Origin of the sequence: Ornithinimicrobium jinqii (genome assembly GCF_045032595.1) — a bacterium.
Classification (GTDB): Bacteria; Actinomycetota; Actinomycetes; order Actinomycetales; family Dermatophilaceae; genus Ornithinicoccus.
This window is the reverse complement of the sequence record NZ_JBJFZS010000008.1, coordinates 1-21,146: the sequence shown is the minus strand read 5'-3', so window position 1 is coordinate 21,146 and position 21,146 is coordinate 1. Positions and strand designations below refer to the sequence as shown.

General features: G+C 72.8%; 23 protein-coding genes. 2 read left to right on the top strand and 21 right to left on the bottom strand.

The annotated features are described in order from the left end of the window. Positions 1 to 49: 49 nt before the first annotated feature. Together rdgB and rph are read right to left on the bottom strand one after the other, a co-directional pair. Positions 50 to 697 (bottom strand): RdgB/HAM1 family non-canonical purine NTP pyrophosphatase, encoded by a 648-nt coding sequence (gene rdgB, locus ACI3ET_RS03310; protein WP_405031534.1) that lies wholly within the window; start codon positions 695 to 697, stop codon positions 50 to 52. Continuing rightward, positions 694 to 1,494 carry a ribonuclease PH gene (gene rph, locus ACI3ET_RS03305; RefSeq protein ID WP_405031533.1) on the bottom strand — a complete coding sequence of 267 codons (801 nt, stop codon included), beginning with the start codon at positions 1,492 to 1,494 and terminating at the stop codon, positions 694 to 696. Before rph ends, rdgB begins: the two co-directional genes overlap by 4 nt. A gap of 56 nt (positions 1,495 to 1,550) precedes the next feature. Here rph and ACI3ET_RS03300 point away from each other — a divergent pair, with 56 nt between their 5' ends. Further along, positions 1,551 to 1,904, top strand: a complete 354-nt coding sequence (locus ACI3ET_RS03300; protein WP_405031532.1) for an iron chaperone — start codon at positions 1,551 to 1,553, stop codon at positions 1,902 to 1,904. Here the strand turns inward: ACI3ET_RS03300 and ACI3ET_RS03295 are convergent. The 7 genes from ACI3ET_RS03295 to ACI3ET_RS03265 form a co-directional block, all read right to left on the bottom strand. Beyond that, positions 1,861 to 2,310 carry a hypothetical protein gene (locus ACI3ET_RS03295; protein ID WP_405031531.1) on the bottom strand — a complete coding sequence of 150 codons (450 nt, stop codon included), beginning with the start codon at positions 2,308 to 2,310 and terminating at the stop codon, positions 1,861 to 1,863. The genes ACI3ET_RS03300 and ACI3ET_RS03295 overlap by 44 nt on opposite strands. Next, positions 2,307 to 2,834: a cupredoxin domain-containing protein gene (locus ACI3ET_RS03290; protein WP_405031530.1), complete on the bottom strand. Its 528-nt coding sequence runs from the start codon at positions 2,832 to 2,834 to the stop codon at positions 2,307 to 2,309. The genes ACI3ET_RS03295 and ACI3ET_RS03290 overlap by 4 nt, the downstream gene beginning before the upstream one ends. A 36-nt stretch (positions 2,835 to 2,870) precedes the next feature. After that, entirely contained in the window at positions 2,871 to 3,479 is a 609-nt protein-coding gene (locus ACI3ET_RS03285; RefSeq protein ID WP_405031529.1) for a hypothetical protein, read from the bottom strand. 22 nt (positions 3,480 to 3,501) lie between these two features. Further along, positions 3,502 to 4,095: an RNA polymerase sigma factor gene (locus tag ACI3ET_RS03280; protein ID WP_405031528.1), complete on the bottom strand. Its 594-nt coding sequence runs from the start codon at positions 4,093 to 4,095 to the stop codon at positions 3,502 to 3,504. A gap of 52 nt (positions 4,096 to 4,147) precedes the next feature. Beyond that, positions 4,148 to 4,906 (bottom strand): MBL fold metallo-hydrolase, encoded by a 759-nt coding sequence (locus tag ACI3ET_RS03275; RefSeq protein WP_405031527.1) that lies wholly within the window; start codon positions 4,904 to 4,906, stop codon positions 4,148 to 4,150. A gap of 115 nt (positions 4,907 to 5,021) precedes the next feature. Beyond that, positions 5,022 to 5,840, bottom strand: coding sequence for a glutamate racemase (gene murI / locus ACI3ET_RS03270; RefSeq protein ID WP_405031526.1), 819 nt, complete (start codon positions 5,838 to 5,840; stop codon positions 5,022 to 5,024). A 13-nt stretch (positions 5,841 to 5,853) separates the two neighbouring features. Then, on the bottom strand, positions 5,854 to 6,642 hold the full coding sequence (locus ACI3ET_RS03265) for a fumarylacetoacetate hydrolase family protein (protein WP_405031525.1): 789 nt from the start codon (positions 6,640 to 6,642) through the stop codon (positions 5,854 to 5,856). Between the two features lie 59 nt (positions 6,643 to 6,701). Between ACI3ET_RS03265 and ACI3ET_RS03260 the strand changes: the two genes are divergently transcribed. Beyond that, on the top strand, positions 6,702 to 7,622 hold the full coding sequence (locus tag ACI3ET_RS03260; protein WP_405031524.1) for a 3-methyladenine DNA glycosylase: 921 nt from the start codon (positions 6,702 to 6,704) through the stop codon (positions 7,620 to 7,622). Here ACI3ET_RS03260 and ACI3ET_RS03255 read toward each other — a convergent pair. The 12 genes from ACI3ET_RS03255 to ACI3ET_RS03200 all read right to left on the bottom strand — a co-directional run bounded on the left by ACI3ET_RS03255 (position 7,607) and on the right by ACI3ET_RS03200 (position 20,981). Further along, positions 7,607 to 8,707 carry a branched-chain amino acid aminotransferase gene (locus tag ACI3ET_RS03255; RefSeq protein ID WP_405031523.1) on the bottom strand — a complete coding sequence of 367 codons (1,101 nt, stop codon included), beginning with the start codon at positions 8,705 to 8,707 and terminating at the stop codon, positions 7,607 to 7,609. The two genes, ACI3ET_RS03260 and ACI3ET_RS03255, sit on opposite strands and share 16 nt — an antisense overlap. Before the next feature lie 90 nt (positions 8,708 to 8,797). Continuing rightward, entirely contained in the window at positions 8,798 to 9,679 is an 882-nt protein-coding gene (locus ACI3ET_RS03250) for a ketol-acid reductoisomerase (protein WP_405031522.1), read from the bottom strand. Positions 9,680 to 9,733: 54 nt separating this feature from the next. Continuing rightward, the gene (locus ACI3ET_RS03245) at positions 9,734 to 10,519 is read right to left on the bottom strand and encodes an ABC transporter permease (RefSeq protein WP_405031559.1); all 786 of its coding nucleotides are present in this window, start codon (positions 10,517 to 10,519) and stop codon (positions 9,734 to 9,736) included. Between the two features lie 47 nt (positions 10,520 to 10,566). Next, positions 10,567 to 11,439, bottom strand: coding sequence for an ABC transporter permease (locus tag ACI3ET_RS03240; RefSeq protein WP_405031521.1), 873 nt, complete (start codon positions 11,437 to 11,439; stop codon positions 10,567 to 10,569). Continuing rightward, positions 11,432 to 12,358 carry an ABC transporter ATP-binding protein gene (locus ACI3ET_RS03235; RefSeq protein WP_405031520.1) on the bottom strand — a complete coding sequence of 309 codons (927 nt, stop codon included), beginning with the start codon at positions 12,356 to 12,358 and terminating at the stop codon, positions 11,432 to 11,434. Before ACI3ET_RS03235 ends, ACI3ET_RS03240 begins: the two co-directional genes overlap by 8 nt. Positions 12,359 to 12,403: 45 nt before the next feature. After that, positions 12,404 to 13,201, bottom strand: a complete 798-nt coding sequence (locus ACI3ET_RS03230) for a deoxyribonuclease IV (protein WP_405031519.1) — start codon at positions 13,199 to 13,201, stop codon at positions 12,404 to 12,406. Positions 13,202 to 13,254: 53 nt separating this feature from the next. Beyond that, on the bottom strand, positions 13,255 to 13,773 hold the full coding sequence (locus ACI3ET_RS03225) for a SixA phosphatase family protein (RefSeq protein WP_405031518.1): 519 nt from the start codon (positions 13,771 to 13,773) through the stop codon (positions 13,255 to 13,257). 5 nt (positions 13,774 to 13,778) lie between these two features. After that, entirely contained in the window at positions 13,779 to 14,732 is a 954-nt protein-coding gene (locus ACI3ET_RS03220; RefSeq protein WP_405031517.1) for an NAD(P)-dependent oxidoreductase, read from the bottom strand. 5 nt (positions 14,733 to 14,737) lie between these two features. Continuing rightward, the gene (gene gatB, locus ACI3ET_RS03215; RefSeq protein ID WP_405031516.1) at positions 14,738 to 16,267 is read right to left on the bottom strand and encodes an Asp-tRNA(Asn)/Glu-tRNA(Gln) amidotransferase subunit GatB; all 1,530 of its coding nucleotides are present in this window, start codon (positions 16,265 to 16,267) and stop codon (positions 14,738 to 14,740) included. Next, complete coding sequence (gene gatA, locus ACI3ET_RS03210; protein WP_405031515.1) at positions 16,264 to 17,862, bottom strand: Asp-tRNA(Asn)/Glu-tRNA(Gln) amidotransferase subunit GatA; 1,599 nt, start codon at positions 17,860 to 17,862, stop codon at positions 16,264 to 16,266. The genes gatB and gatA overlap by 4 nt, the downstream gene beginning before the upstream one ends. A gap of 8 nt (positions 17,863 to 17,870) precedes the next feature. Continuing rightward, positions 17,871 to 18,167 carry an Asp-tRNA(Asn)/Glu-tRNA(Gln) amidotransferase subunit GatC gene (gene gatC, locus ACI3ET_RS03205; RefSeq protein WP_405031514.1) on the bottom strand — a complete coding sequence of 99 codons (297 nt, stop codon included), beginning with the start codon at positions 18,165 to 18,167 and terminating at the stop codon, positions 17,871 to 17,873. 99 nt (positions 18,168 to 18,266) lie between these two features. Continuing rightward, entirely contained in the window at positions 18,267 to 20,981 is a 2,715-nt protein-coding gene (locus ACI3ET_RS03200) for a LuxR C-terminal-related transcriptional regulator (RefSeq protein WP_405031513.1), read from the bottom strand. Between the last annotated feature and the right edge of the window lie 165 nt (positions 20,982 to 21,146).

The following is a 21,146-nucleotide window of genomic DNA, read 5'->3' as shown; positions in this document are numbered from 1 at the left end:
ACGAGGGCCGGGCAGCCGACCGTGCGGCAGCGCCGGTCGGCCCGGAGTGTCAGACGAGGAGGTCCTCGAGGTCCTGGGCCAGCGCGCGGAAGGCCTCGCCGCGGTGGGAGACCGCGTGCTTCTCGGTGCTCGAGTGCTCCGCCAGCGTCCGGCCGTCCGGTCGCACGAGGAGCGGGTCGTAGCCGAAGCCGTTGGTGCCACGGGGCTCCCGCGCGAGCACACCCCGGCAGTGACCCTCCCGCACGACCTCGCGGCCGTCGGGCAGCACCAGTGCCGCGGCACAGACGAACCCGGCCCCGCGGTGCGCGTCCGGCACGTCGGCCAGCTGGGCGAGCAGGAGCTGGTTGTTGGCCGCGTCGCGGCCCGCGCCGGTCGCCTCGGCGAGCGGTCCGGCCCAGCGCGCGGAGAACACGCCCGGGGACCCGCCGAGCACGTCGACCGCCAGGCCCGAGTCGTCGGCGAGCGCTGGCAGACCTGTCGCGCGAGCTGCGTACCGGGCCTTGAGCAGGGCGTTGTCGGCGAAGGTGACGCCCGACTCGACGACGTCCTCGAGCCCGGAGAACTCGTCCAGACCGATCAGCTGCAGACCCGTCCGCGCGAGGGCGTCGGCGAGGATGTCGCGCAGCTCACCGACCTTGTGCGCGTTGCGGGTGGCCAGGACGATGCTGCGGGCGTGGTCGGCACGAGGGTCGGTCACCAGGTGGGCGGGCCCTGGTCGAGGTCGGCCCCCGCCTCGTGCGCGTCGGCGCCGCCCATGTCGTCCGCGCCGAAGGCCGCCTGCTGCCGTGCGGTGAGCTCGGCGCAGCCCTCGGTCGCGACGTCGAGGAGGGCGTCGAACAGCTCGCGGTCGAAGGGAACGCCCTCGGCGGTGCCCTGCACCTCGACGAAGCGGCCGTCACCGGTCATCACGATGTTCATGTCCGTGTCGGCGTCGACGTCCTCGACGTAGTCGAGGTCCAGGACGGGCTCGCCGTCGACGACACCGACGCTCACCGCGGCGACGGATCCGGTGATCGGTTCGGCGTCCTTGGCGATGAGGCCCAGCGCACGGGCCGTCTCGACGGCGTCGACGAGGGCGACGAAGGCGCCGGTGATCGCCGCCGTCCGCGTGCCTCCGTCGGCCTGGAGGACGTCACAGTCGAGGTGGATCGTGTTCTCCCCCAGCGCATCCAGGTCGATGACTGCCCGCAGGGAGCGCCCGATGAGCCTGCTGATCTCGTGGGTGCGGCCCCCGATGCGGCCCCGGACCGACTCGCGGTCGGAGCGGGTGTGGGTGGCGCGCGGGAGCATCGCGTACTCCGCCGTGGTCCAGCCCTTGCCGCTCCCCCGGCGCCAGCGCGGCACGCCCTCGGTGAAGGACGCCGCGCACAGCACCCGCGTGCGCCCGAACTCGACGAGCACGCTGCCCTCGGCGTGGTCGAGCCAGTTGCGGGTGATCCTGATCTCCCGCAGCTCGTCGGGGGCGCGTCCGTCGTGGCGGCTTCCGGTGGTCATGGGTCCCAGCCTAGTGCCGGTGGCGCACGGGAGGACCGAGGGAGGACGATGACCCCATGGCTCAGACGTTCGCGACCGTGGAGGACTACCTCGCCACCCTCCCGGAGGACACCCGTGCGGTGCTGCGGACGATCCGCGAGACCGTCCTCGCGGTCGCACCGTCGGGCGAGGACGCCATCAGCTACGGCATCCCCGCGGTGCTGGTCGACGGCAAGGCCCTCCTCTACTACGCCGGCTACGCCCGGCACGTGAGCGTGTACCCCGTCCCGGAGGCGGACGAGGACCTGGCCGCCGCGCTCGCACCGTACGTCGCGGGCAAGGGGACCCTGCGGTTCACGCTCGACCGACCTGTGCCGCTCGAGCTGGTCACGCGCGTGGCGGAGCGCTTCCTGGAGCTGCGACGCGGCTGACCAGCCGCATCCCGACCAGGGACAGGGCCACGCTGAGTGCCTCACCCGCGATGCTCACGACCTTCTCGGGCGACCACAGGGGGTCGTACATCGAGGGGATCGGCCCGATCGCCGGCACGTCCACGACGTGGTAGAGCAGCGCGGGCACGAGCGCGGAGAGCGCGACGAGCCCGGCGACCGCGTAGGACCAGCGCCGTCCGGTCAGCAGCAGGACCACGGCTGCGACCGCCGCGACCCCGCCCTGGAGCCGGAAGAGCGTGCCACCCCCGACGCCTCCGGGGGCCGCGATGTCCATGACCGGGGCCAGCCGCAGGTGGACGACCGCGTCGACCGTCAGCCCGAGCACGACGAGCACGCGCACGACGAGCTCCGGGGTGCTGCCCCGGCCACCTGCCACGTCGGTCACCCCTCCACGACGAGGGTGGCGGTCATGGCCGGGTGCGGCGTGCAGTGGAAGGGGAACTCGCCCTCCTGGGCCGGTGCCGTGAGCGTGGCCTGTTCGCCCGGTCCGACCACGACGTCGAAGCCGCCGTCGTCCGCGGTGACGGTGTGCCCGACGCTGTCCTCGTTGCGGATCGTGATCTGAGCCCCGGGCGGGACCGAGTCGGGAACCTCGTAGTCGAAGTCGCTGATGACGATCACCAGCTCGGTCGTCGCCTCCGTCGACGACGGGTCGGCGGTCGCGGTGGCGCCGCTCGAGGTTGTGCCGCTCGAGGTGGCATCGCTCGTCACGTCGCTCGAGGTGGCATCGCTCGAGGCGTCGGTGGTCGAAGCGTCGGTGGTCGATGAGGTGGAGACCTCGGCGCCCGGGTCGTCCTCGTCCGCGTCTCCGCCGCAGGCCGTCAGCACGGCGAGGGCGAGCGCGAGAGTGCCGGTCGCCGCGAGGAGGCGGGGGTGGCGTGGTCTGGTGTACTGCGGTGCTGGGGTCATGACAGAGATACGTCGCCGGAGCCCAGACGGATTGCCTCACAGCTGCGCGACCGACCAGACCGCTCCGGACTCGGCGACGAGCTCCACCCTGTCCACCTCGACGCGCGGCTGGTCGACGACCCACGTGCCCGGTCGGTCCGCGGCCAGGCTCCACTCGGCGACGTCGTCCGTGCGGCCGTCGGCCAGCACCAGCCGGCAGGTGTACCGGCGGCCCGTCCGGCCCCCGGTGACGGTGACGACGAGGACCGCCCCCTGCTCCCCGTACGCCGGGGTGACCGAGCCGACCTCGGACCCGTCGGCCGTCAGGAGCGGTGCCGCCCAGGGATCCGCCCGGGTCGCCGGGTCCCGGGACAGGACCGTCACACCGGCGCCGGTGACCAGCCCGAGGAGCGCAGCCGCCGCAGCGACGAGGACGGTACGGCGGCCGGGGGGGCGCGCTCCTGGGACACGTTCGTCGTCGAGACGGCGCAGGACGGTTGCCGAGAAGCCGGCCGGCGGCTGCACGCGGGGCACGGCGGGAAGGACGAGCTCCAGCCCTGCGGCGAGCGTGTCGTACTCGCCGCGGCACGCCTCGCACCGCCCGAGGTGCGCCAGCACCCCGTCACGGACGGCGTCGTCGGCGTGCCCGAGAACGACGTCGACCATCAGGTCGTGAGGATGACCTCGCTCAGGCACGGTCCACCTCCGCCTCGGACTGGGGCAGGAGCTCCCGGAGCCGCCTCAGCCCGGTCCGGATCCGGGTCTTGGCCGTTCCGAGAGGAATGCCCTCGCGGTCGGCCACCTCCGCCGCCGTGCAGCCCCCCAGGACGGCGAGCACGACGGCACGCGCCTGCTCGGGAGCGAGACCGTGGAGCCGGCGGACGGCGAGCTCGGTCTCGAGCCGGTGGACCGCGCTCTCCTGCAGGTCTGGCGGCGGGGCCAGCGTGTCCTGCACCAGCTGGTCGAGGACCTCGACGTCGGTCGGGGTGCTGCGTCGCGCGCGGACGGCGTCGATCGCGGCGTTGCGGGCGATGGTGAGCAGCCAGGTCAGGACCGACGCGCGACGGACGTCGTAGCTGGCGGCCGCCCCCCAGGCGCGGAGGAAGACCTCCTGGGCGATGTCCTCGGCGAGGACGGGGTCGCGCGTGATGCCGACCGCCACGCCGAACACGGGCGCCTGGAAGCGCCGGACGAAGGCGGCGGACACCGCGGGGTCCCGGAGCGCCAGACCCGCGAGCAGGGCGGCGTCGTCCGCCCGGTCGGCGCGGGAGAAGGCGGCCATGCACGAGAGTACGTCCGGGAGCGCCCCCGGGATTGCGCCACCCGCCGACGGGTCAGAGGGTCACGGTCACGTCGGGCCGAGCGATCTCGACCTCACCCGGCCACACCGTGGCCGCCTCCGCCCGCGACTCCTCGAGGTCCGTCCACGGCGGGATGTGGGTCAGCATGAGGCGATGCGCGCCGGCCGCGGCGGCCGCCTCGGCGGCACGTCGGGCGGTGAGATGGATGCCCCTGGCGGTGTCGCGACCCTCGAGGAAGGAGGCCTCGGCGAGCGCCAGGTCCGCCTCCGCCAGCAACGGGGCGAGCCCGGGGCAGGAGTCGGTGTCACCTGTGTAGGCGAGCACCGCGCCCCCTGCCTCCACCCTCAGCCCGTAGGCGGGGACGGGGTGCCGCACGGGGTACGGGGTGATCGTGAACGGACCGACGACGAACGGGACGGCGTCGACCAGGTCCGTGAACGCCATACCGGTCAGGGGTTCGGCCCCGGCCACCCCGTAGGCGCGGGCCATCCGCTCCGCCGCGCCGGCCGGGGCGTGCACGGCCAGGTCCCCGGTCGGGCGGGTCGGGCCGTAGCCGCGCAGCACCCTCAGTCCGGTGAGGTCGAGGCAGTGGTCGGGGTGCAGGTGCGAGAGGACGACCGCGTCGAGGGACAGGGGGTCGGTATGCCGTTGCAGTGCGCCGAGCGCGCCGTGGCCCAGGTCGAGGACGATCCGCCACGTGCGGCCGTCGTGCTCGGCGCTCACCAGGTAGCAGCTCGCCGGCGAGTCGGGACCGGGCAGGGAGCCGGTGCAGCCGACGATCGTGAGGTCCATGGGGGACATCCTCGCCCCACCCGCCCGGCTGCCGCATCATGAAGATGTGCCACCCGTCCGTCGTGTCGCGCCGGGAGCGTGGTGCCGACGCCGACGCCGGTGCTCCCGCGTCAGCTCAGACCCGCTCCTCGGCCCTTCCCACGAAGGCCCGGTGGACCTGGTCCACCTCGGGCCCGAGGAACCGCCGCGCCAGGAACGTGAACCCGCGGGGGTCACCCGTCGTGAGCCACTGGTGCTGGGGCTCGTTCTCCTCACCGGCCAGGAGGTCGCCGTCGGTCAGCACACGGAAGAGGTCGGCGGCGGTGGCGGCGGCGGAGCTCACCAGCGAGACCTCCTCCCCCAGCACGTACTGCAGCGCCGCCGTCAGCAGCGGGTAGTGGGTGCAGCCCAGGATGAGGGTGTCGACACCCTCCGCCTGCAGGGGCGCCAGGTAGCCACGGGCCACCTCGACCACCTCCGGACCGCTGGTGATGCCCGCCTCGACGAGCTCGACGAACCGGGGGCAGGGCTGGGAGAAGACCAGCACCTCCGGAGGTGCCGCGACGAACGAGTCGAGGTAGGCCCTCGACTGGTGCGTCGCCTCGGTCGAGATCACCCCGATCCGTCCGGACCGCGTCACCGCCATCGCCCTGCGCACCGCGGGCCGGATGACCTCGACGACGGGCACGTCATACCGCTCCCGCGCGTCGGCGAGGACCGCGGCGGAGGCGCTGTTGCAGGCGATGACGAGGGCCTTGACCCCGTGCGCCACGAGCCGGTCGAGGCACTCCAGCGCGAACTGCCGGACCTCGGCGATCGGCCGCGGGCCGTAGGGGGTGCGCGCCGTGTCACCGAGGTAGAGCACCGACTCGTGAGGGAGCTGGTCGAGGATCTCGCGGGCCACGGTCAGCCCGCCGAAACCGGAGTCGAAGACCCCGATCGGGGAGGCCGTCATCCGTGGACGCCCGTCAGTCGTCCAGGCCGACGTCGGCCGACACGAACGGGTTGCGCAGCGTCCCGATCCCCTCGATCTCGACCTCGCACCGCTGGCCCGCGGTGATCGGCCCCACACCGGCGGGCGTCCCGGTGAGGATGACGTCGCCCGGCAGCAGCGTGAACGCCGCCGAGGCGTGGGCGACGATCTCGGGGACGCCGAACACCATGTCCGCCGTCGTCCCGTCCTGTCGCGTCTCCCCGTCGACGGTGCAGGTGATCCGCAGGTCGGAGACGTCGAGGTCGGTCTCGATCCACGGGCCGAGCGGCGTGAAGGTGTCCATCCCCTTGGCGCGTGCCCACTGGTTCTCGCTGCGCTGCAGGTCGCGGGCGGTGACGTCGTTGGCGACCGTGTAGCCGAAGATCACCCCGTGGACGTCCTCGGGCGCGACGTGCTTGCACACCCGGCCGATGACGACGGCGAGCTCCGCCTCGTAGGAGATCTCCCGCGCGAAGGAGGGGATCACCACGGGGTCGCCCGGCCCGCAGACCGAGGTGTTGGGGATGAAGAACATCATCGGCTCGGCGGGCAGCTCGTGGCCCATCTCCCGAGCGTGGTCGGCGTAGTTGCGCCCGATCGCGACCACCTTGCTCCTGGGGATGACCGGCGCGAGCAGACGCACGTCGGCCACCTCGTGGGTCTGGCCGGTCAGCTCGATCCGGGTGTAGAGCGGGTCCCCCGTGATCTCGGCGATCTTCTCGCCGGCCCCGTCCACGAGTCCGAAGGCGGGGTCGTCACCCGTGGTGAATCGGCAGATGCGCATGGGCCAAGGGTATGCGGTGCCAGGACCACGCGTTCCGACGCCGCGTAGGATCAGGGCCCGTGCAGACCCTCCCGGAGCAGGTATGGCGTGAGCGCGCCGCCGCCCACGCGGCGGTGGTCGAGCGGCTCGCGGCGGACCGGCTGGCCAGGAGGGTCGAGGGCCGCACGCACCCCGTCGACGACTTCCTCTGGGACTACTACGCTGTCCGGCCCGCCCGGCTCGCCCGATGGCACCCGGGCCCCGGCGTCGCCCTCGATCGCGCGCCCGAGCGCGCCGGGTGGGCGCACTACGCGGTCGCCGGCGGAACGGCATACCTCGACCGCAGCTCCTTCCTGGCCCGGCGGGAGCGCACCGTGGACTTCGTGCACGACCTCCTGAGGGAGACCCTGTCGCGTCCTGGCCGCTTCGGCTGCTTCGGCCTGCACGAGTGGGCGATGGTCTACCGGGCGGACGAGCACGGCCTGCGTCATCAGGGGTGGCCGCTGCGTCTGGGACAGGAGGGCACCGACGCAGTGGTCGAGGCCCACCAGGTGGCGTGCAGCCACTTCGACGCGCACCGCTTCTTCACGCCCGCGGCGGTCCCGCGGAACACCCTGAGCCCCACCCGCGAGAGTCAGCCGGCGATGGAGCAGCCCGGTTGTCTGCACGCGGGGATGGATCTCTTCAAGTGGTGCTTCAAGCTGGCCCCCGCGGTGCCCAGCGACCTGACGCTGGAGGCGTTCCTGCTCGCCCGCGACATCCGCGAGCTCGACATGCGCGCCGCGCCGTACGACCTGCGGCAGCTCGGCTACGAGCCGGTGCGCATCGAGACGGTCGCGGGCAGGGCGGAGTACGTCGCCGCCCAACGAGACTTCACCGTGCGCTCCAACGAGCTCCGGCAGCGGCTGCTCGCCATGCTTGACGAGGTGCTCGACGAGGCGCTGCCCCCAGCGTCAGCTCCCCCGGGTCGTCGCGCCGGTCCGGCTCAGACCAGCTGGTAGAGCCAGCCGTGCCGGTCCTCGGCGCGGCCGTACTGGATGTCGAGCAGCTCCTGGCGCAAGGACAGGCTCAGCTCGTGCGACCCGGGCATGGTCAGCTCCCCGCCGTTCCAGGCCAGGCGACCGACGGGCGTGATGACGGCGGCGGTGCCGCAGGCGAAGACCTCGGTGATCTCGCCGCTGGCCACGCCGTCGCGCCACTCGTCGATCGTGAAGCGGCGCTCCTCCACCTGCAGGCCGCGCTCGGCAGCCAGCTCGATCAGCGAGGAGCGGGTGACGCCGGGCAGGATGGTGCCGGTCAGCTCGGGGGTGACCACCCGACCGTCGGCGTAGAGGAAGAACAGGTTCATCCCGCCCAGCTCCTCGACATACCGGTGCTCCTGGGCGTCGAGGAAGACGACCTGGTCGCAGCCGTTCTCGATGCCCTCGGCCTGGGAGGCGAGCGAGGCGGCGTAGTTGCCGCCGCACTTGGCCGCTCCCGTGCCACCGGCGGCCGCGCGGACGTACTGCTCGCTGACCCACAGGCTCACCGGGGTCAGACCCCCGGCGAAGTAGGCGCCGGCGGGCGAGGCGATCACGGAGAAGAGCACGCGGTTGCTGGGGCGCACCCCGAGCGCCTCCTCGGTGGCGATCATGAAGGGTCGCAGGTAGAGCGAGGTCTCCCCCGAGCCGTACTCCGGCACCCACGCCTCGTCGATCCGCACCAGTTCCCTGATGGAGTCGAGGAAGACCGTCGGCGGCAGCTCGGGCAGGGCCAGCCGACGCGCGGAGGAGTTGAGCCGCTCGGCGTTGCGCTCGGGACGGAAGGTCCACACCGACCCGTCCTCGTGGCGGTAGGCCTTCATGCCCTCGAAGATCTCCTGGGCGTAGTGGAAGACCGCGGCCGAGGGCTCCAGCGGGATCGGACCATAGGGCACCACGCGCGCGTCGTGCCACCCCGTCCCCCGGTCCCAGTCCACCTGCACCATGTGCTCGGTGAACAGGTTCCCGAACCCGGGATTCTCCAGGAGGGCGGCGATCTTCTCGACCGGGGCGCGCTCGGCGACCTCGGTGACGGCGAAGGCGGTGGACGTCGGCGTCGTGGTCATGGGCCCGAGCGTAGTCGTCCCGGACGGCGCGCCCGAGGCGACCTCAGGTGACCCGACGGCAACCCACCGGGGTGGTCGGGGCGGTTGCCCTCAGCGGATCCAGCTCATCATCGCCCGCACCCGGCGGCCGACGTGCTCGATCGGGTGCGCGGAGCGGGCAGCCGCGCGCCGGCTCGTGGGCTCACCCGCCGGGTCGGCACCGGGGTTCCCGGTGGGACCGTACTGGCTGGCGAAGCCGTCGGCGTTGATCTGGTCCACCCGGGTCTTGAGGTCGTGGACCACCGCGAGGTAGGCGACCTCCTCCTCCACTCCCTGCCGCACCAGCTCCTCGAAGGCGGCCTCGACCGCCGCGCGCAGCGGCGCGTGGAGCCGCACCTGCGCCACCTCCAGCGCCCGGGTCTGGTGCTCAACGGTGGTCACGACCGCGCCGGAGCGCAGGGACCCCATGGCTGCCGCGTATGCCGTGAGCGTCGCCCAGGCGGCGCCGCTGGCGTCGCGGGCCACGGCGACCAGGGCCGGGCAGCCGCGACCGTCGAGGTACTCCTCGCGGATGCGCTCTCCGTCGCCGACCGCTCGCAGCATCGCCAGGTCGACCCCGGCGGGCACGGTGAGACCGCCCGACAGCACCTGCGCCCCGGAGGTGACGACGACGAGGTCCCCCGGCTCGGTGTGCTCGTCCAGCAGCTGCTGGGTGGCGGCGTGCTCGGGCTGGTCGGACGAGCCGTCGAGGTCCGGGACCAGCACGATGTCGCAGCGCTGCACGGCCTCCTCGGGAGTGGTGACCGCCAGCCCCTCCATCTCGGCACGGGCGGCGCCCCGGCTCTGCGGGTCGGTGCCGACCCACACGTCCACGCCGGAGTCGCGCAGGTTGAGCGCGTGCGCCGCGGCGACCGCGTCATACCCCAGGACGGCGACCTGGCGGTCCTGCAGGAGGGTCAGGTCGGCGGAGTCGGGATCCAGGACTGAGGTCACCCGCCCAGCCTATGCGGCCCCCACCGGCCCGACACCCGCCCGGGGCAGGCCTGCTCAGCGCAGGAAGAGCGCGCGCAGCCGAAGGGTCGTCAGCCACAGCCCGGCAGCGGTCATGACGAGGAAGTAGCCGACGTGGACCAGCGTCGTGCCGGTGAGGTGGCCGAAGGAGAGCTGGCGCATCAGCTCCACGCCGTGCCACAGCGGCATCGCCATGACGAACCACTGGATGACCTCGGGGTAGACCGTGATCGGGTAGAGGGTGGCCGAGAAGAGGAACATCGGCAGCATCGCGAAGTTGACCAGGTCCATCTGCTGGAAGCTGGTCATGTAGCTCGTGATCCCCATGCCCAGCGCGGCGAACCCGAACGCGATGAGCACCGCCACCGGCACCATGAGCAGGGACCACCAGCTGGTGACGAGCCCCATCACCGCGAGGACGCCGAGGAAGCCCAGGGCGTAGACGAACCCCCGGAAGAGGGCCATCAGGATCTCGCCCATCGCGACGTCGAGCGGGCCGAGGCTGGTCTGCAGCATCGCCTGGTAGAGCTTGGCGAAGCGCAGCTTGAAGAACACGTTCCAGGTGGAGTCGTAGATCGCGCCGTTCATCGCCGAGGTGGCCAGCAGCGCCGGGGCGATGTACGCCGCATACCCGATGGGTTCTCCGCCGGGACCCTCGACCTCCCCCACGAGCCCACCCATGCCGATCCCCATGGCGAGCAGGTAGAAGACCGGCTCGAAGAAGCCCGAGACCAGGATCATCCAGTTCTGGTTGCGGATGACGGTGAAGCCGCGCTCCAGGACCGCGCCGACGTTGCCGGAGGACAGTGCGCGCAGGGACACGCTGCGCGAGGGGCCGGGCCCCGACGAGGTGGGCGTCGTGGACGCGGTCACGAGCGCAGCCTCCGCGAGTAGACGCGGACCGCGACGACCAGCCCGGCCACGGTGCACGCGAGCAGGAACCCGAGGTGGACGGCGAACGCGAGCGGTGACAGCGGTGCGCCGTAGGTCGCCAACCGCGCCAGCTCGGTGCCGTGCCAGACCGGCGAGACCCAGCCGATCCAGTGCAGGTAGGTCGGCATGGCCGACAGGGGGAAGAAGGTGCCGGCGAAGAGGAACATGGGCATGACGACGAAGCGCTGGATGAACGCGAACTGGAGGCCCTCGTCGGTGAGGGTCGCGGCATAGGCCTGCAGGGGTGCACCGAAGGCGGTGGCGGTGAGGACGCCGACGGGGACGACGAGCAGCGACTGCGCCCACGGGCTGGGCGCCGCACCGAAGGCCACCATGATGACCCAGAAGAGCAGCGACTGGAGCACGAAGCGGATGACGACCGCGAGCAGGTGGCCCATCGCGATCTGGCTCGGCTCGACGGCGCTGGCCAGCGGCGCGTGGTAGAGGCGGTGCCACTTGAACCCGGCCATCACCGGGTAGGTCATCTCGGCGCTGACCGACATGACCACGGTCGAGACGAGCAGCGCCGGCGCGACGAAGGTGAGGTAGTCGACCCCGTCGACGGCCCCCACCCCCTGGTCCACGAGCGCACCCAGGCCGACGCCCATGGCGACCATGTAGAGCACGGGCTGGCCCACGGCATACAGCAGGATCGGCCAGAAGTAGGCGCGCATGCCGCGCAGCACCGTCTCGGCGTAGAACCACGCGCCCCAGGCGCGGGCCCGGCGGGCCATGGCGGTGTGCTCGGGCGCCCGGCCCGAGTACGCCAGGGAGGTGGTGTCGACCTGGGAGCTGGCCCGCTCAGTCAACGAGGGACCTCCCGGTCAGCCGGAGGAAGACGTCCTCCAGCGACGCGCGCCGCACCAGCGAGGTGACGGGGCGCAGCTCGCGGCGCGAGATCTCCTCCAGCGCGCCCTCGCCGTCGTCGGTGTAGATGAGGATGCGGTCGGGGAGCACCTCGTTGCGCTCACCCACCCCCTCGAGGTCGGCGACCACCTGGGCGTTGCGCTCGGACCCGAAGCGGACCTCGACGACCTCGCGCGTGGCGTGCTCGCGGATCAGCTGCCGCGGTGACCCCTGCGCCATGATCTGCCCGTGGTCGACGACGATCAGCCGGTCGCAGAGCTGCTCGGCCTCGTCCATGAAGTGCGTCGTCACGACGAGCGTGGTCCCCGCCTCCTTGAGCCGGAACAGCCGGTCCCAGAGGATGTGCCTGGCCTGCGGGTCCAGGCCCGTCGTCGGCTCGTCGAGCAGGAGGATCCGAGGCTCGTTGACCAGGCCGCGCGCGATGGTGAGACGCCGCTTCATCCCGCCCGAGAGGTTCCCGACCTTCTCGTCGGCCTTGGCCTCGAGCTGGGCGAAGGCGAGCAGCTCGTCGGCCCGTGGAAGGAGGTAGGAGCGGGGCAGGCCGAAGTAGCGGCCGTACATGACGATGTTCTCCCGGACCCGCAGCTCGTCGTCGAGGTTGTCCTGCTGCGGGACGACGCCCAGGTGGGCACGGACCTCGGGGCCGTGGTCGGCCGGGTCCATGCCCAGGACCCGCAGCTCACCCCCGGAGCGGTCGAGGGTGCCGCCGATCATCCGCATGGTGGTCGACTTGCCCGCCCCGTTGGGGCCGAGCAGTCCGAAGCTCTCTCCCGGCTGCACCTCGAAGTCGATGCCGTCGACGGCAGCGAAGTCCCCGTACGTCTTGCGCAGTCCCCGCGCGCTGATCACCGGCTCGCTCACGTCGCAGGACTCTACGGCGGCGCACCCACGAACCTCCAACGGGTTTCAGGCGAGGCGCTCGGCCAACCACGCGGCGTCGGCCCGGTGCTCCTCCGGACCCCCGGGCGTCTCGCAGATGACCGGCGCCCCCGCGTCCCGCACGACGGCGGCGAGCTCGTCGGGGTCGAGCTGGCCCGCGCCGAAGCTGGTGTGCCGGTCGGCCCCCGAGTCGAAGCCGTCGCGGCTGTCGTTGGCGTGGACCAGGTCGATGCGACCGGTGATGGCATGGACCCGCTCCACCACCTCCGTCAGCGGGATGCCGCCCGCCCAGGCGTGGCAGGTGTCCAGGCAGAACCCGACCTGCTCCGCGCCGTCAGCGGCCTGCACCGCCGCCCACAGCCCCTCGATGCGGATCAGCCGCCGGGCCATCGCGTGGTCGCCGCCCGCCGTGTTCTCGATGAGCAGGGGCACCTTGATGTCGGTCGCCTCGACGGCCTTGCGCCAGTTGTCGAAGCCCTTGCCCGGGTCGTCGCCGGCGGTGACGTGACCCCCGTGCACGATCAGGCCCTTGGCACCGATCTCCGCCGCGGCGTCCATGTGCTGCTGCAGCAGCTTGCGGCTCGGGATGCGGATGCGGTTGTTGGTCGAGGCCACGTTGACGATGTAGGGCGCGTGGACGTAGAGGTCGACGCCGGCCTCCTCGGCCGCCGCCCGCAGGGCCGCCGCACCGCCGGGGTAGCGCACCTCGGGGCCCTTGTAGCTCTGCGGGTCGCCGAGGAAGTGCTGCACGAGGGTGGTGCCGCGGGCCACCGCCTCCGCCACGGGGTCAGCCTGGTCGACGTGGGCACCGATCCTGATCGTCATGCCTGCCAGCGTAGGCACCCCTGCCCGCACGTCCACGCCATACCTGGGTGTGCTCAGCCGCGGGCGGCGTGGAAGGCGACGAGCCGGGCGCAGCCGGGACCGAGGTCGACCCAGGAGACCGCGTGGGTATGGAGCACCGCTGCGGCCGCCGTCGGAAAGTGCCCCCCGACCTCGTCGAGGACGCCCTCGTCGGAGTCGCCCGGGTCCGCGAGCGCCAGCGTGAGCATGCCGACCGCCGGTTGGTGGCCGACGACCCACACGGTCGTGGCGTCCTCCGGCGCCTCATGGACGGCCGCGATCACGGCGGAGGGACCTCCGTCGTAGATGCCCCGCGCGGACCACACGTCCACGCCCGACGCACCTGCCCCGGCGAGGAGGTGCTCGGTCGTCTGCCTGGTCCGGGCCGCCGTCGAGGCCAGCACGAGGTCCGGCAGCAGGTCCTGCTCCGCGAGCCAGCGGCCCAGACCCTGCGCGTCCTCCATGCCCCGAGGGGCCAGCTCCCTCTCGTGGTCGCCGTCGGGGTGCGAGTGCTGGGCCTTGGCGTGCCGGACGACGACGAGCGTGCGGGTCATGCCCATCACGCTAGCGCCGTCCCGGTGGCGACGACGTGCTCCAGCGTCCCGCGGTCGCGGTAGGCCGTGAGCTGGCGGTGCAGGTAGCGCCCCATCCGCGGGTAGGAGGCGGGGGTCCCCCCACCCACGTGCGGGGTGACCAGGACGCCGCGGGTCGACCAGAGCGGGTGACCGTCGGGCAGCGGCTCCGGGTCGGTCACGTCGAGAGCGGCGCGGAGACGGCCGGACGCGCACTCCGCGACGAGCGCCTCGGTGTCGACCACGGGTCCACGGGCGACGTTGACCACGAGCGCGTCGTCCGGCAGGGCTGCGAGAGCTGCCGCGTCGACCAGGCCACGCGTCCCCGCGTTCAGCGGCACCGCCACCACGAGCACGTCGGCGTCCGGCAGCAGGCGGGGCAGCAGGTCGATGCCGTGCACCCCGTCCACGAGACCGTCGCCCGGCCGGTCGGTGCTGGCGACCGCCACCACCTCGCACTCGCTGGCGAGCAGCCGGCGGGCGAGAGCCTGCCCGATCCCGCCGTAGCCGAGGACGAGCACCCGCGCGTCGGCCAGCGACCGCTGCTGCCCGGCCGCCGAGCCGTCCCAGCACCCGTCCGCCTGCGCCAGCACGTAGGTCGGCAGCGCCCGCTGCGCCGCCAGCATCAGGGTGAGCGCCAGCTCTGCCGTGGCCGTGTCGTGCACCCCCACGGCGTTCGCGACGGCGACACCGTCTGGCACGTGAGGGAGGGCGTGGTCGTAGCCTGCGCTCGACAGCACGACGGCACGCAGCGCCGGCACCTCGTCCAGACGTCGGAGCCAGGGCCCCGCCGTGAACCCCATCGCCATCACGTCGACCTCGCGGCCCCCGCCCGGCACGGTGTCCTCGTCCAGGGGGTCGTAGGCCAGCACCTCCACCCCGTCGACCGGGCCCAGGTGCTCGAGGAGGTCGTGCGGGACGGCGGCGACGGGTCGGGCCACGGCCGTCAGCCGTCCACGCCGAGCGTGGCGAGGATCAGCTCGCGCGCCCTGGCGGCGTCGGCCTGACCGCGCATCTCCTTCATCACCTGGCCGATGAGGGCCCCGGCGGCCTGCGCCTTGCCGCCCCGGATCTTCTCCGCGACGTCCGGGTTCGCGGCGATGACCGTGTCGACGGCCGCCTGCAGGGCGCCGTCGTCCGCCACCAGCTCGAGCCCGCGCGCGTCGGCGACCTGAGTCGGTCCGCCCTCGCCGGCCACGACGCCGTCGAGCACCTGGCGCGCCATCGAGTCGTTGAGGCGGCCGGCGGTGACGAGCCCGTGCAGCTCGGCGATGTCCGCCGGGGTGACGCCGAGGTCCGTGACCGCGACACCCTGGGCGTTGGCGCGCCGGGCCAGGTCGCCGGTCCACCACTTGCGGGCGGCGGCGGGCGACGCCCCCGCAGCGACGGTCTCCTCGATCACCTCGGTGGCACCGGCGTTGAGCACGTCGCGCATCTCCAGGTCGGAGTAGCCCCAGTCGCCCTGCAGCCGACGACGGCGGTCGGCGGGCTGCTCCGGAAGGGTCGCGCGCAACCTTTCGACGTCCTCGCGGGTCGGTGCGACCGGCACCAGGTCCGGCTCGGGGAAGTAGCGGTAGTCGTCGGCGTCGGACTTCGGGCGGCCAGAGGTCGTGACGCCGGTGTCCTCGTGCCAGTGCCGCGTCTCCTGGTGGATCGCCGCGCCGGAGTCGAGCACGGCGGCGTGCCGGGTCATCTCGTAGCGCACCGCCCGCTCGACCGAGCGCAGCGAGTTGACGTTCTTCGTCTCCGTGCGGGTGCCGAGGACCTGCGCCCCGATCGGCATGAGGGAGACGTTGGCGTCGCAGCGCACCGAGCCCTGCTCCATCTTCACGTCCGAGACGCCGAGCGCCTTGAGGAGGTCCCGCAGGGTCGCGACGTAGGCGCGCGCCACCTCCGGGGCCCGTTCGCCCGTGCCGGTGATCGGCTTGGTGACGATCTCGATGAGCGGGATGCCGGCACGGTTGTAGTCCACGACCGAGTAGTCGGCCCCGTGGATGCGGCCCGTCGACCCGCCGACGTGCGTCGACTTCCCGGTGTCCTCCTCCATGTGGGCCCGCTCGATCTCGACGCGGACGATCTCGGTCCCCTCGCCGTCGGCGGCCGGGACCTCCACGTCGAGCCAGCCCTCGAAGGCGATCGGCTCGTCGTACTGCGACGTCTGGAAGTTCTTCGGCATGTCCGGGTAGAAGTAGTTCTTCCGGGCGAACCGGCACCACTCGGCGATCTGGCAGTTCAGCGCCAGCCCGATCCGTACGGCCGCCTCGACGGCGGCCACGTTGACGACCGGGAGCGCACCGGGCAGCCCCAGGCACACGGGGCACACCTGGGTGTTGGGCTCGGCGCCGAACTCGGTCGCGCACCCGCAGAACATCTTCGTCGCGGTGTTCAGCTCGACGTGGACCTCCAGGCCCACCACGGGCTCGTAGCGGGTCAGCGCCTCGTCGAACGGCACGACGGTCTCGGGAACCGCGGTCATGCCGTCACCTCCTCGGTCGGGGTGGGTGTATGCCGTGCACCCGCCGGGAGGACCTCGGGGATCTCCGGCAGCCTGTCGAGGACCGACCCGCCCTGCACCTGGGCGAGGCGTGCCTCCAGGGCGGCGCCCACGGCATACAGGCGCTGGTCCTGCATGGCGGGGGCGAGCAGCTGGATTCCCGCCGGCAGACCGTCCTCCTCCGCGAGCCCGGAAGGGATCGACATGCCGGGAACGCCTGCGAGGTTGGCGGGAATCGTGGCGATGTCGTTGAGGTACATCTCCATCGGGTCCTCGGTCTTGTCGCCGATGAGGAAGGCCGTGGTGGGCGCCGTCGGGCTGACCAGCACGTCGGCCTGCTCGAACGCGGCCTCGAAGTCGCGGGCGATGAGCGTGCGCACCTTCTGTGCCTGCCCGTAGTAGGCGTCGTAGTAGCCGCTGGAGAGGGCGTACGTGCCCAGGATGATGCGTCGCTTGACCTCGTCGCCGAAGCTGGCGTCGCGGCTGGTCGCCATCACCTGCTCGGCGCTGGGGCTGTCGTCGGGGGTGACGCGCTGTCCGTAGCGCATCGCGTCGTAGCGGGCCAGGTTGCTGCTCGCCTCCGAGGGGAGGATGAGGTAGTAGGCGGCCATCGCGTAGGTGAAGTGCGGGCAGGAGACCTCGACGATCTCGGCGCCGAGGTCGCGCAGCTGCTCCAGCGCCTCGTCGAACCGGGCCTGGACACCGGCCTGGAAACCGTCACCGCCGATCTCCTTCACCACGCCGACGCGCAGCCCGGCGAGGTCCCCGGTGGCACCCGACTCGGCCGAGGCGACGACGGGTGGGACCGGGGCGTCGATGCTCGTGGAGTCCATCGGGTCGTGGCCGCCGAGCACCTCGTGCAGCATCGCCGCGTCGGTGACGGTGCGGGCGCACGGGCCGATCTGGTCCAGGCTGGAGGCGAGCGCGATGATGCCGTAGCGGCTCACCCCGCCGTACGTCGGCTTCACCCCCACGGTGCCGGTGACGGCGCCCGGCTGGCGGATGGAGCCGCCCGTGTCCGAGCCGATGGCCAGCGGCGCGAGGAAGGCGGCGACCGCTGCCGAGGAGCCACCGCCGGAGCCGCCGGGGATCCGGTCCAGGTCCCACGGGTTGCGGGTCGGGCCGAACGCCGAGTGCTCGGTCGAGCTGCCCATCGCGAACTCGTCCATGTTCGTCTTGCCGAGGATCGGCATGCCGGCGTCGCGGAGGCGGGTCACGATCGTCGCGTCGTAGGGCGGCACGAAGTGCTCGAGCATCCGCGAGCCGGCCGTGGTGGTCAGCCCCTGCGTGCAGGCGATGTCCTTGACCGCGATCGGCACGCCGGCGAGGCGGTGCAGGTCCTCCCCCGCGGCACGGCGCGCATCGACGTCGCGCGCGGTGGCCAGCGCACCCTCCGCGTCCACGAGCAGGAAGGCGTTGAGCACCGGGTTGAGCCGCTCGATGCGGTCCAGGTGCGCCTGCGTCAGCTCGACCGAGGTGAGCGTGCCGGAGGCGAGACGCTCGGCCATCTGGGCCGCGGTGAGGCGGGTCAGGTGGGGGTTTGCCGCGTCGGCGGCGGGCAGGGTGGTGTCGGTCATCTCGGGGCTCACTCCTCGTCCAGGATCCGCGGCACGCCGAAGCGCCCCGCCTCGGCGTCGGGCGCGTTGGACAGCGCCTGCTCGGCGGTGAGCCCGGGCCGGACCACGTCCGGGCGGGTGACGTTGGTCAGGGGCAGCGGGTGCGACATCGGGGGCACGTCGGCGGCGGCGACCTCGTTGATCTGGCCGACCCACTCGACGATCTGGTCGAGCTGGCCGGCGAGGCGGTCGAGCTCCTCCTCCGACAGCTGGATGCGCGCCAGCATGGCGACGTGCGCGACGTCGTCGCGAGACAGTGAGGACATGGGGGCCAGTCTAGGTCGCCGGTATTGCTCGGAGGTTTCACCGCCGGGCGGCTCGGGCTCCGATCATGCCGTGCTGCGCCGTCCCGACCTGCCAGGGCGTCAGACGATCCCCAGCTCGCGTCCGCGGGCGACGGCCTCCCGGCGGGACGTCGTCTCCAGCTTGCGGTGGATGTGCTTCATGTGGGTCCGCAGGGTGTTCGTGGAGATGAACAGGCGGCGGGCGACCTCCTCGTTGGGGACCGTCCCCTGCACCGCCTGCAGGACCTCGCGCTCTCGTGCGGTGAGCGGCTCGAAGTACCACGTCAGGGGCGCTGCCCGTTGAGCCGGGTGAAGACGGTCCAGGACGTCGACGACGAGCGTCTCCTGGGGGGTCCCCCGGTCGAGGAGCTCCTCCAGAAGGAGCCGGACGTCGGGGCCCAGCCGGAGGTAGGGATAGACGATCCCCTCCCGGACGGACGCGGCGACCGCGCTCACCATACGGTCGAGGGCCTCCTCGTGACGCCCGAGCGCCTCGCAGACCAGGGCGAGGCTGACCAGGGCGAAGAGGGCGGCCGGGGTCCCCGCCCCGGCGCGGAGGACCTCGCCCAGCAGGTGCTCGGCCTGCTCGTGGCGGCCCTCGCGTCGGAGGATCTCGGCCAGCCACGTGCGACGCATCACCTCGTCCGGGGACAACGGCGCGTCCTCCCCCCGGTCGAGAAGGGCGAGGGCAGCGGAGTGCCGGCCCTCCGCCATGAGCTGATCGACGCGCAGCACGACCAGCATGACGCGGCCCCAGGGGGGTGGTTCCCAGTCGGCGACCAGGGCCTCGAGGCCCTCGAGCTCGGCCCGTGCCGGCACGACCCGGTCAAGGGTCAGCAGCGTGAGATGCGTCAGCACCCGGAGGCGGAACCGGTTGACGAGGTCGGCCGTCTCGACCGCGTCCTGGGCCAGGGAGAGGTGCTGCAGGGCGCTGGCGAGGTCGCCCTGCAGGAGCTCGGCGCCGCCCAGGGCCGCGTAGGCGGTCGCTGCGGCGTGGGGGCTGGACCAGCCGCCCTCGCGCTCCGTGGTCACGACCTCGAGCGCGCGTGCCTTCGCAGCGTGCAGCCGGCCGGCCGTGAGCTCGACCACCGCGAGCTGTGCCTGGCACCGCAGGACCAGCTGCGGCAGGTTCAGGGTGGCGGCGTAGGAGAGCGCCGCCTCCAGGTGGGGCCGGGGGTCGGCAAGAAGGCGAACTGCCTCGTAGGCGCCGACGTGGTGGTAGAGGAGGGCCAGCAGCACGCGCTCACGGTGGGACAGATAGCCGTCCTGGCTGGTGATCGCCTCGATCAGCTCGAGGGCGCCCTCGCGGAGCCCCTCGGTGTCGTCCCGGCCGGTCATGGTCGCTACGTGGAGACGGACGACCGTGCTCATCGCCTCGGTCGTGGCACGACGCGCTCCTGCCAGCTGGTGGGCGAGCACTCCCGCCCCGGTGGCACACCGACCCGCGCGGTCGAGGTCGCGGGCGCGCAGGCGCAGGAAGCCGCAGACGACGGCCAGCTCCGGCTGGGTGGCGCGCAGGTCTTCGTCGAAGAGGTCCAGGAGCGAGCGGACGACCGCCGACTCACCGGCCACGGCCAGCTCCAGCCAACAGTCCCCGAGCAGCTCGGCCCCCCAGGCGACGTCCCCGCCGGTGACGGCGTGGCGGACTGCCTCGACCGGTGAGCCCGATCGCTGGTGCCAGCGCGCGGCCTCGAGGTGCAGCTCCGTCGCCAGCGCGGGGTCCGTCTCCGCCAGGCGTCGCCGCAGGGCGTTCGCGAACATCGGGTGCCAGTGGTACCAGGTGCGCCCGTCGTCGCGGGTGCCCTCCCACCGGCTGAGGAACAGACGGCTTCGTCGGAGACCCGCGAGCGTGCTGGCGGAGTCCGCGCGGCCGGTCAGGGCGTCGGCGAGGTCCGCGCAGATCGGGTCGGCGGTCGTCGCGCGGAGGAGAAAGCTCTGGACCTCGGTCGACTGTGCTGCGAAGACCTCGTCCATGAGGTAGTCCGTCGCGAGCGACACGCCGTCGTGGAGTCCGTCGGGCAGGGCTCTGTGGTGCAGGGCCGCCGCGACGAGCGAGACACCGGCGACCCACCCCGCCGTGACGGCGAGCAGGTCCGTGATCTCCCGGCCGGAGAGGTCCAGGCCCCGGTGCTCGAGCAACTGGCGCAGCTCGTCCTCGGTGAGGGCGAGGTCCTCCTCCCCCAGCTCACTGCCATGTCCGAGGAGCAGCAGCCGCGCCTGGCCGAGGTGCGGCTGCTCACGACTGAGCACTGCGAGACGGAGATGCTGGAAGGGGTCGCCGAGAACGTTGGCGAGGAGGACCTCCGAGGGGGAGCCGATGACTGCGTCGACGCTGTCCAGCACGAGCACCACGTCGCCGTCGAGGCGTGACATGACCTCCCAGATCTGCACGGGGAGCGCCTCGGTGACCGTCGTGACACCCGGTGGGAGCGAGACCTCACGGAACGCTCGTCCGCCCGGTGGGGTGCCGGCTACCGCAGCCGCAAGGTAGCGGAGCAGGCGGCGCGGGTCGCGGTCGCCGTGGTCCAGGGTCAGCCAGGCCACCGACCGGGATCGGCTGCCGTGACGGACCGTCCAGTCCACCATGGCCTGGGTCTTCCCGGCACCGGCCGGGGCCGACAGGATGAGTGACCCGCGGTGCAGCGCCTCGTCGAGCAGCTGGTCGACGCGCGGACGGTGCAGGACGCCCTCCGCCACCAGCGGCATCCGCCGCTTGCCCTGGAACAGTCCGTCGCGCAGCACCCGCAGACCCGGGACGGCACTCCAGGGCGCGATGTGCTGGGACTGCTGCGGCATTCCTCCTCCGACCCGTGTCCGTCCCACTCTAGGTCGACCTGCTTCGGCTCGAGGGTCGTGGGGAACGAGCGGGGTCGAGAGTCGCGTCACAACGGTGTGGGGGGGGGGGGGGGGGGGGGGGGGGCGGGGGGGGGGGGGGGAGGGGGAGGAGGAAAGAAGAAGAGG

Coding starts and splice junctions, on each gene's coding strand:
- rph (WP_405031533.1), bottom strand. CDS start 1,494: ATGACCACCGGAAGCCGCCACGACGGACGCGCCCCCGACGAGCTGCGG.
- ACI3ET_RS03300 (WP_405031532.1), top strand. CDS start 1,551: ATGGCTCAGACGTTCGCGACCGTGGAGGACTACCTCGCCACCCTCCCG.
- ACI3ET_RS03290 (WP_405031530.1), bottom strand. CDS start 2,834: ATGACCCCAGCACCGCAGTACACCAGACCACGCCACCCCCGCCTCCTC.
- ACI3ET_RS03285 (WP_405031529.1), bottom strand. CDS start 3,479: ATGGTCGACGTCGTTCTCGGGCACGCCGACGACGCCGTCCGTGACGGG.
- ACI3ET_RS03280 (WP_405031528.1), bottom strand. CDS start 4,095: ATGGCCGCCTTCTCCCGCGCCGACCGGGCGGACGACGCCGCCCTGCTC.
- ACI3ET_RS03275 (WP_405031527.1), bottom strand. CDS start 4,906: ATGGACCTCACGATCGTCGGCTGCACCGGCTCCCTGCCCGGTCCCGAC.
- murI (WP_405031526.1), bottom strand. CDS start 5,840: ATGACGGCCTCCCCGATCGGGGTCTTCGACTCCGGTTTCGGCGGGCTG.
- ACI3ET_RS03265 (WP_405031525.1), bottom strand. CDS start 6,642: ATGCGCATCTGCCGATTCACCACGGGTGACGACCCCGCCTTCGGACTC.
- ACI3ET_RS03255 (WP_405031523.1), bottom strand. CDS start 8,707: ATGACCACGACGCCGACGTCCACCGCCTTCGCCGTCACCGAGGTCGCC.
- ACI3ET_RS03230 (WP_405031519.1), bottom strand. CDS start 13,201: ATGACGATCAGGATCGGTGCCCACGTCGACCAGGCTGACCCCGTGGCG.
- ACI3ET_RS03225 (WP_405031518.1), bottom strand. CDS start 13,773: ATGACCCGCACGCTCGTCGTCGTCCGGCACGCCAAGGCCCAGCACTCG.
- gatB (WP_405031516.1), bottom strand. CDS start 16,267: ATGACCGCGGTTCCCGAGACCGTCGTGCCGTTCGACGAGGCGCTGACC.
- gatA (WP_405031515.1), bottom strand. CDS start 17,862: ATGACCGACACCACCCTGCCCGCCGCCGACGCGGCAAACCCCCACCTG.
- gatC (WP_405031514.1), bottom strand. CDS start 18,167: ATGTCCTCACTGTCTCGCGACGACGTCGCGCACGTCGCCATGCTGGCG.
- ACI3ET_RS03200 (WP_405031513.1), bottom strand. CDS start 20,981: ATGCCGCAGCAGTCCCAGCACATCGCGCCCTGGAGTGCCGTCCCGGGT.